We start from the raw sequence: 8,198 nt of genomic DNA, 5'->3' as shown, positions 1-8,198 counted from the left end.
TTTCCACCGTGGCTCCCACCACGCTATTCGCAACCAGATATTTTCAGTCAAATGTGGGATTGGTATTGGGATGGCTCTCTTTTGGCCATCAGGCGGGCTCCGCGTTGGGTGCTTTCATTCCAGGATGGTTATACGATTTAACAGGAGGCTACGCTCTTTCGTTCCTGACTGCGACCATTATGTTGGGAGGAGCAGCAGTTCTTAGCTTCATGTTACCGCAAGAAGTTCAGAATCAACAAGCTGAACAACAAGTTGCCGTTCGATGACTTCTTTCCCCGTGCAAGAAAAGATAGACAATTAGTCACTCTTACTGACGGCTTATAATTGATCCACTCCCGTCGAATAAATCCCCTTCGAATCAAAACGAAAAAGTCAATTTGCTTCGGAGGGGACTTATGTTAGAGAGTGGTTTGCTCCTATATGAATCAGGCACTCATGCTTGGTAGGGACTTCGATTCTCTTCCTTTGCACTGCGGATTCGTTCCATTAGGGAAGACAAGGGAATATTGAAATAGTTTCCACTAGTATAATCCAACTGTGCCACAAAACCCGCCGCCGACTGGGAATGGATCAGCGGATGGATCTGAACCGTCCAACCCGGAAGATCGGAAGCCTTACGCATCCGGTCCTCCTGTTCCTTACTGTTTACCTCAAAAAATGCGACCCCGCCAGATTGATCGAGGAAGTGATCGTGAAAGACACAGTGACCCCGCTCCCGGTCAGCAATGTACCGATTGAACAGATGATTGGCCTCCCTCAGTTTCATCCCTTTCGGAGCATATGCCGTCACCATGAAACAACGCCGTTTGTATGTCATAAATCATCCTCCTCACCGTTTGTAAACGATTACCCTTTCTTGTTTATTATCATTATCTAAAGAAACCGTCGAAAGAGGCTCGGCATTCGTTGCTCTTCAAGTAGCAATTATTGCCGGGAAGGTATTAATAAAAATATAATGTTCCTATAGAAGTAATCCCCCTCGTTCCTTCCAACCTTGAATCGGAGGACAGGAGAACATGTCACTACAACTAAGACTAAAAAACTGTAAGTTTACAATCTTCACTCTCAGAGAAAGACAAGCCGATGAATATCACGGTCATGAGGACGTGTACCAGATCAGCATTCCGCTTGCGGGAAAAAGCATCATGCAACATGAGCAAACCACCCTGCATATGGCGTCTTCGGAAAGTCGTATGCTTTTGTCCCCCGGTCAGCGGCACAAGCATTCGGCAGCCGAAGGCGGGGCACGGATTTTATTGATTACGATTCGACAAGACTTTCTTGAAAAAGTCGTTGCCGACCGTCTGAACGTCTCCGAAACCGAAGTTTGTTTCTTTCCGTGGAGTGAAGACAGCTACACAAAGATTTTGGTTCAACAGGCGGAACAAGCGTTGTCAAGAAGTCTTCATCATCCGCTTAGCGGCATAGAATTGGATGAATTTGAATGGAACTTGGCGTCATTTTTGTTGTCCGTCCACAAAGGAACTCACTCCAACTGCTGGTTCCCGTCATCTCCGCCTCCGGTTGCACATCCATCATTGCGAAAGGGGATCGAGTATCTCCGTTCCAATCTGTCCTCTTCAATCACCTTGGACGACCTGTGCAAGATCACCAATCTCAGTAAATTTCACTTGATTCGCTTATTCCAAAAACATATTGGTACCACACCAGGCCAATATCTTCAGGATCAAAGATTGCACCTTGCATCGCAACTGTTGCGCCACTCCGAAAAATCCGTCACCTCCATCGCCTTTGAGACTGGTTTCAACAGTCTCTCTTCCTTTGAACGGATATTCAGAAAAAAATTCGGTGTCAGTCCAATCAAATATCGCAAAATGGTATCTTTTAAAATACGGTAGATGAAGCAGTACGGAGGCAGGGCACGTGACATCGAAAAACGGCTCGGAACGATCTTGGCCAACCAATGAGGAAACCTCTCCCGATATCACAATGGACCTGAGGCAAAATAGCACCACAACAGTCATGATAGAGGGGACGAAATCGACTGGAATAGTAAAGCTGCCCTTTTTGGGGGCAGCTTTACTATTTTTAGCCAAAAAGAAGATATCGCCCGACTATATCAAAAAAGCGGCCGAAAAATTTTTCAACCAACATAAAGAATGGCCCAGCCAGAGAAACCTGGCCGAACTGGCCGGGACAACCCGACACCAGTCTGCCAAAGTCCTGTAGTTAATTGACAAAAAATGAGCCGCAAAATGACAAAAAACGGAAACCGATTGCGAATTAAAATAAGGGGAGCCAAAAAGAGCATTCGTTGAATTCGGAGATTATAGAGCTAAAAGCGCATGGACAACCAACAAAGAAGATATTGATCCACAAATTTTTGAACGGGTGAAAGACCAGCTATTCCGGGATTGGGATTTTATCTAGAATAAGGCCCGTTGATGCGGATCAGCGGGCCTGACAAAACAAAGGAGGTGAAAAGGTGAGCAATCTGTTTACAGACGATTTGATGACATAAAATAACAGCCATGGTTTGTTAACTCTGAGTTGGAGCAAAAAAGAAAAAATCTACAGCTTATCTGCTCTGGTTCTTCTTGGGCATATTCGGCGCTCATCGCTTTTATGTCGGAGATGCTATTCAAAGCATTATAGATGCCTTTCTGCTTTACTACCGCATCGAAGACATAAAAGCACAGATCGAAGAATCCATTATGACTTTTGGAAACAAATCAGGAGGAATTGGACATGGATCAAAACATTACAAACCATTCTGATGTATCCGGAGTAAAAAAATGGAACTGGGGGGCTTTTTTCTCGGGCCGATATGGGCGATCGGCAACAGAGTCTGGATTGGTTTGCTCGCATTTGTCCCAATATTCGGTTTTATCATGAATATCATATTAGGCGCTAAAGGAAGTGAATGGGCTTGGAAAGCGAAATCATGGAAAAGTGTTGATCACTTCAAAAGCGTTCAAAGAAAATGGGCTTGGTGGGGATTCGGTGTTTTTGTCCTCTTCGTCATTTTCGGCTTCGCTTTCGGAGGTGGAGATACGTCTAACAATCAACCGGTAGCCGACAAACCGCCGGTGTCATCACCTGCCCCGGCTAAAAAGCCGGAACAACCCAAAGTAGCGAAAATCGGTCAGTGGGTCAAAGCTGGCAAGCTGGAATATCGGGTAGATTCCGTTGAGGAAAAAGACCAGCTTAAAAACATAATGGGATCAAAGAAGCCGAGCGCCGGCAACTTCGCTATCCTGAAAGTATCAGTAAAGAATAATGACAAAGAGTCAAGAGTCATTGATTCCAGTATGACTGTACTGAAAGACAAACAGAATCGCTCATTTGAGCCGGACACAGATGCGATTTTATATGTAATGGACAGCAGCGACGAAAGCAGCTTTTTGAATGAATTTCCTCCGACAGGTGAAAAACAGATTACGCTGGTTTACGACATTCGCGGCGATGCGAAGAACTACACCTTTCACGCCCAAAGTGGATTCGGTTGGGCCGATACTGACGGTTCGGCAGTAATTTCACTGAGTGAATAATTTGCTGAGCAGCACATATATAAAAAAGAGGCCCCTTACTCAGGGGCCCTCCAATAGCAGAAATATAGCTGAGAAGAGAGATTAGCATTGCGGCGGTTCTCCTCCGGTTTTTCCAGCCGGAGGTTCTCCGATGAGAAAACGTTTCATCATTTTCACCTCCTATCTTGACATCTCTTTTAGACATTATTTTTAAAATTCCTCCCCTTTTCAGAAATTAATTTGCGTACCTTTTTTGATCCTGAGTTTTGCTTCTGTCATGGCTTCATACTCAAGCGCTTTTTTGTTATCCAGTACTTTAAGATCATGCTTTTTAATACAATCTAAACACGCCCTGATCCCGTTGTCGTCCATGTTTTGTACGTCTTCAACAATCCGAATATGTATTCGATTTAAGCGGAGACAGCAGACATCACAGTAATCATCCATGTCAGTATAGACCGGATGCGGGTCTGTTGCTATCACCTTTCTCAATTTATGTTCCTCGATATCGGCCAGCCTTCTGATCTTCTCTGCTCTTTCCTCCATTGTAATCCCTCCTAAAAATATCATATTAAGCGATTTCAATTTAGGCAAGATGAGTAATGAAAAAACAACGGTCGCTGAATCAAATTGCGTTAATCACAGCCCTGCTTACAGACTGCTGGTCGATTGGCAAGATTCTTACCAGCTTGGGATATACTGGCCATCCTTTTATCTGTGAAAACATGCCGGGCTTCAGAAATCTTGGTACCAGCAGCATGACGTTGTTTCGGACACTTAAATACATTCGTCTCAAGACCATATGAAAAGACGACTCTTACGAATCGCCTCTTCTGTGTTTATAAAATTGATCCATTCTGTCAAACACTTGATGGATCATTTCTACAGAAGTAAATGGATTGAGAAGAACCGCCCTTAACCAACGATTTCCCCGATAGGTTGGTAAAGAGAAGAAGGTTTGTCCATCACGCAGGAGCGTTTGTTGAAGTTCTAAATTCCATTGATCCGGTGGAATATACTCAGGTCTTCCTCGGAAACAACAAATGTTTGTGTCAGGCTCGCTTGCCAGTTCAAGGTACGGGCGTTGCTTGATTTGCTCAATAAAGGTTTCCATTAAGACATAACTCTCATCAAGAAGTTGCTCATAGCCTTTCATCCCAATATGTTGCAAGGATAGCCACAACTTCAATATGTCTGCATGACGAGTTCCTTGAACGCTAATTTCTCCGAGATTTGTAAATTCGGTATCATTCATATACGGAGCCGGGATACGAAATTCTTTCTCTAAAATGGTTCGATCTTTAAATATAACCATTGCACACGTCTTTGCGATATACATCCATTTCTGGGGATTAAACGTAATGGAGTCAGCTTTATCAATTCCTGTAAGGCGATCACGATGTTTTTTGGAGAATACCAACGCTCCCCCATATGCGGCATCCACATGAAGCCATAGCCTGTATTGTTGTGCGATTTCTGCAATGGCAGGGATTGGATCAATGTTTCCCGTTACGGTTGTTCCCGCCGTAGCAACGATGGCAAAAGGTTTCTTCCCTTGATTGCGGGCTTGCTTAATCTTGACCTCCAAATCAGCAGTGTCCATCTGTGAATTTGCATTTGTTTTGACAGGAATCACAGAAGAAGTCCCTAATCCGAGAAGCATAGCAGCTTTTTGCAAAGATGTATGAGCCACCTCGGAGGCGAACACCACAGGTTGCCCATCAATACCGGATAAACCATTTTGTAAAACAGGGAAAGCATGATTTCGAGCCACCGCAAGGGCTTGAAGGTTTGCAAGACTTCCTCCGCTCAACATGACTCCTCCTGCTTTCTCATTGTAACCAAAAAATTGAGAAATCGTCTGTATGACTTCAACTTCCATATGCGAGAACACAGGTGACATCTCAAGGCTTAACATATTGTTATTCAACGATGCACTAATAAACTCACCTAAACAAGACATGAGCGTTGGGATCGAATCCATATGTCCAATGTAATGAGGATGAGCAGGATTCATTGAACTCTCTAAAATTCCTTTTAATTGTTGAAGGATTTCTTCTGTTGAAAGCCCTTCTTCGGGAAAATATGCATAAGATGGTTTCAATGATTGTGACAGCGGCAATCGTTGAGATGCCGAAGATAAGTTTGAAAGTACCAAACTCATAACAGCTTCCATCAGATGTTTAGCTTCTGGCATATTTCGACCATATGGATCAATAAATGCGTTACTTGGAACAAACGATTGTTTCATGGTGTCACCTTTCTCGATCCAGTTTTCAATATTGTAACACTAACCAAAAAAGTCGTTAATATATGGGGGATTAGGTAGGTCAGGCTACTTGGGGACTTTCTGCTTTTCCAATCACAAACGCGTTTACCGCATCATGAAGAAATTGAAACAGTTGATCCCCTCAGCTTATGATTGACTCGGGATCGCCGAAAAAAATAATCCACTCCCGTCGCATAAATCCCCTTCGAAACGAGAAACGTCAAATTCGCTTCGGAGGGGAACTTATGTTAGAGAGTGGTTTCCCTTGTTATTTTATTATTCTCACTTTTATGATATAATACTCTGACCATAATTCATAATATTATATTTTTAGGATTAATCAAAATGAAATTTATCAGGGAATTAGCTGAAAAAATTAATAATGAAGTCCACAAGGTTGTAATAGGTTTAGATGAGACTTTAAAATTTGTATTGACAGGATTACTTTGTTCCGGACATGTACTGCTTGAGGATCTTCCCGGAGTAGGAAAAACGGTATTATGTAAGGCAATTGCCTCAAGCATCGGATGCTCTTTCAAAAGAATTCAATGTACCCCCGATCTTCTGTCCTCTGATATCCTGGGCACAACTGTATACAATCAAAAATCCGGAGATTTTACGTTTCGTAAAGGTCCCTTGTTTACCCGATTCTTACTTGTTGATGAAATAAATCGAGCAATTCCGAGAACACAATCGGCCTTGCTTGAAGCGATGGCAGAAGGACAGGTTACCATAGAGGGAACAACTCACCCGTTAGAAAAGCCTTTTTTTGTCATCGCAACACAAAATCCGATCGAATTTCAAGGGACGTTCCCACTTCCTGAAGCTCAATTGGACCGTTTTCTGATGAGATTATCACTCGGCTATCCTTCGGAAGCAGATGAACGTTTTATTCTTCGAAGATTTACTCAGTTTGTCCCGATCGAACAAATTAAACCTGTCGTCAGCCCGCAAGATATCATTCTTGCACAAAACACAATTAATCAAGTAACCATCACGGAGGATCTTGAAACTTATATTATCCAAATCATTCGTTCGACTCGTGAACATGAGGAAATTTCTTTAGGTGCATCACCAAGGGGATTAATTTTCCTGACCAAAGCTTCCAAAGCTTTTGCGGCGATTCACGGTCGGGATTTTGTTATTCCCGATGACGTAAAAGCGCCTGTATCCAAAGTGTTATCTCACCGTATCAAAGTGAAGTCATCCAGCCGAATGAAAAAAAGAAGCGAATCGGATGTTCTTGATGAAATCTTACGGAACATTCCTGCGCCTGTGGAGGATGATGCAAAACTGACAGGGGATCGATCATGATGCTGCTTTTTTGGATGGCCATATTGGTTTGTATGATTTGGTTTTATAGCCGCCTTTGGGAGAGGAATATTCAAAAGAATGCAGAGATTATCTATGAATTACCACACAAACCTGTCCAAGAAGATGATCAAATTGAGTTTTGGATCAGAATTGAAAATAAATCATATTTTCCCATTCCTTTGATTCATATTAATCAGTTGCTGCCTGAAGGCCTTCGATGGATTTATGATCAGCAAGCGAAACAAAAGTTAAGCATACGAACCTATTTACTTCCCAAACAACGGGTGCGAAAACGTTATCGGATCCGCTGTTTGAAACGAGGCTATTATTTTTTGAGCCAGTTCGATGCGTTTTGTATGATGGTATAGGATTAAATGAGGTACATATTGACTTACCGACGGATACCCGTCTGTTGGTACGTCCCCAACCAATGGAAGAAGAATTTGCATCCTTCTCCTTAACTGAGTTATCGGGAGAATACATATTATATCGTTGGTACCATGGAGATGAAACCAGAATTTCAGGTGTGCGTGAGTATACAGCAAATGATCCGTATAAACAAATTGACTGGAAAGCCACAGCAAAAACCAGAAAATTGATGGTCAAGGAGTATGATACCACTTCGCAAACATCTATTCATGTCATGTTAAATCTCCAATCTCATGATTACTCCCGGTTGGGCATCAAAAAGGAGATTGTTGACCTGCAATGCCGGGTTGCGGCTGCGATTTTCCTTAAAGCGCAAGAATCGGGGTTTCCTTACGGCTTATTTTCCAACGCGGCGTGGAGCGGGCCAGGAGTATTGAAAATAGAACCAAACTGTTCATATGACCACTTAGATTTTTTGCTTTCTTTGTTGGGAAAAATTAAATCATTCCCTTCCTGCCCGTTTAGTTCGGTCTTAAAAAAATATAATGATGATAATATTAGTAAAACAAACCATTTGATTATCCTGACACCTTTTTGGAATAAGGAAATAACCGAAAGGATCGGGAGTATCATCAAGCGTGGTTCACATGTATCCGTCATTGCCTTTCCCCCACTCTCAAGAAAGGATATTCAAATGGAAAAGGAAATACCCATTTACATGTTTGAAGAGCTGACAAACCATGGAGGTGAATAAG

The 8,198-nt window shown here is 42.6% G+C and carries 9 protein-coding genes and 2 pseudogenes; 8 read left to right on the top strand and 3 right to left on the bottom strand.

From position 1 onward, the window contains the following. Positions 1-266: pseudogene (locus I8U17_RS18415) on the top strand (MFS transporter); the annotation flags it as partial. A 167-nt stretch (positions 267-433) separates the two neighbouring features. Here I8U17_RS18415 and I8U17_RS14030 read toward each other — a convergent pair. Continuing rightward, positions 434-817 (bottom strand): hypothetical protein, encoded by a 384-nt coding sequence (locus I8U17_RS14030; protein WP_198056264.1) that lies wholly within the window; start codon positions 815-817, stop codon positions 434-436. Between the two features lie 199 nt (positions 818-1,016). Here I8U17_RS14030 and I8U17_RS14025 point away from each other — a divergent pair, with 199 nt between their 5' ends. The 4 genes and pseudogenes from I8U17_RS14025 (at position 1,017) to I8U17_RS14010 (ending at position 3,512) form a co-directional block, all read left to right on the top strand. After that, a complete protein-coding gene (locus I8U17_RS14025) occupies positions 1,017-1,859 on the top strand; it encodes a helix-turn-helix domain-containing protein (protein ID WP_198059592.1) in 843 nt (280 codons plus the stop codon). A gap of 25 nt (positions 1,860-1,884) precedes the next feature. Then, on the top strand, positions 1,885-2,190 hold the full coding sequence (locus I8U17_RS14020) for a hypothetical protein (protein ID WP_081943980.1): 306 nt from the start codon (positions 1,885-1,887) through the stop codon (positions 2,188-2,190). 341 nt (positions 2,191-2,531) lie between these two features. Further along, positions 2,532-2,738: pseudogene (locus I8U17_RS14015) on the top strand (NINE protein); the annotation flags it as partial. Between the two features lie 18 nt (positions 2,739-2,756). Next, entirely contained in the window at positions 2,757-3,512 is a 756-nt protein-coding gene (locus I8U17_RS14010; protein ID WP_198059591.1) for a DUF4352 domain-containing protein, read from the top strand. Positions 3,513-3,719: 207 nt separating this feature from the next. Here the strand turns inward: I8U17_RS14010 and I8U17_RS14005 are convergent, their stop codons facing one another. Both I8U17_RS14005 and I8U17_RS14000 read right to left on the bottom strand, forming a co-directional pair. Continuing rightward, the gene (locus I8U17_RS14005; RefSeq protein ID WP_198056267.1) at positions 3,720-4,037 is read right to left on the bottom strand and encodes a hypothetical protein; all 318 of its coding nucleotides are present in this window, start codon (positions 4,035-4,037) and stop codon (positions 3,720-3,722) included. Positions 4,038-4,308: 271 nt separating this feature from the next. Further along, on the bottom strand, positions 4,309-5,742 hold the full coding sequence (locus tag I8U17_RS14000; protein ID WP_198056268.1) for a pyridoxal phosphate-dependent decarboxylase family protein: 1,434 nt from the start codon (positions 5,740-5,742) through the stop codon (positions 4,309-4,311). A gap of 363 nt (positions 5,743-6,105) precedes the next feature. Here I8U17_RS14000 and I8U17_RS13995 point away from each other — a divergent pair, with 363 nt between their 5' ends. From I8U17_RS13995 to I8U17_RS13985, 3 genes are read left to right on the top strand one after another with little or no spacing between them, the layout of a single operon-like run. Further along, positions 6,106-7,074: an AAA family ATPase gene (locus I8U17_RS13995; RefSeq protein WP_198059590.1), complete on the top strand. Its 969-nt coding sequence runs from the start codon at positions 6,106-6,108 to the stop codon at positions 7,072-7,074. Next, positions 7,071-7,442, top strand: coding sequence for a hypothetical protein (locus tag I8U17_RS13990; RefSeq protein WP_198059589.1), 372 nt, complete (start codon positions 7,071-7,073; stop codon positions 7,440-7,442). Before I8U17_RS13995 ends, I8U17_RS13990 begins: the two co-directional genes overlap by 4 nt. Positions 7,443-7,486: 44 nt before the next feature. Next, the gene (locus I8U17_RS13985; protein ID WP_198059588.1) at positions 7,487-8,197 is read left to right on the top strand and encodes a DUF58 domain-containing protein; all 711 of its coding nucleotides are present in this window, start codon (positions 7,487-7,489) and stop codon (positions 8,195-8,197) included. Position 8,198 lies beyond the last annotated feature (1 nt).

Origin of the sequence: Thermoactinomyces sp. CICC 10521 (assembly GCF_016055135.1) — a bacterium.
In the GTDB taxonomy this organism is placed as follows: domain Bacteria; phylum Bacillota; class Bacilli; order Thermoactinomycetales; family Thermoactinomycetaceae; genus Thermoactinomyces_A; species Thermoactinomyces_A daqus.
Note: the sequence above shows the minus strand (reverse complement) of the source record. Positions and strands in the feature narration are given on the sequence as shown.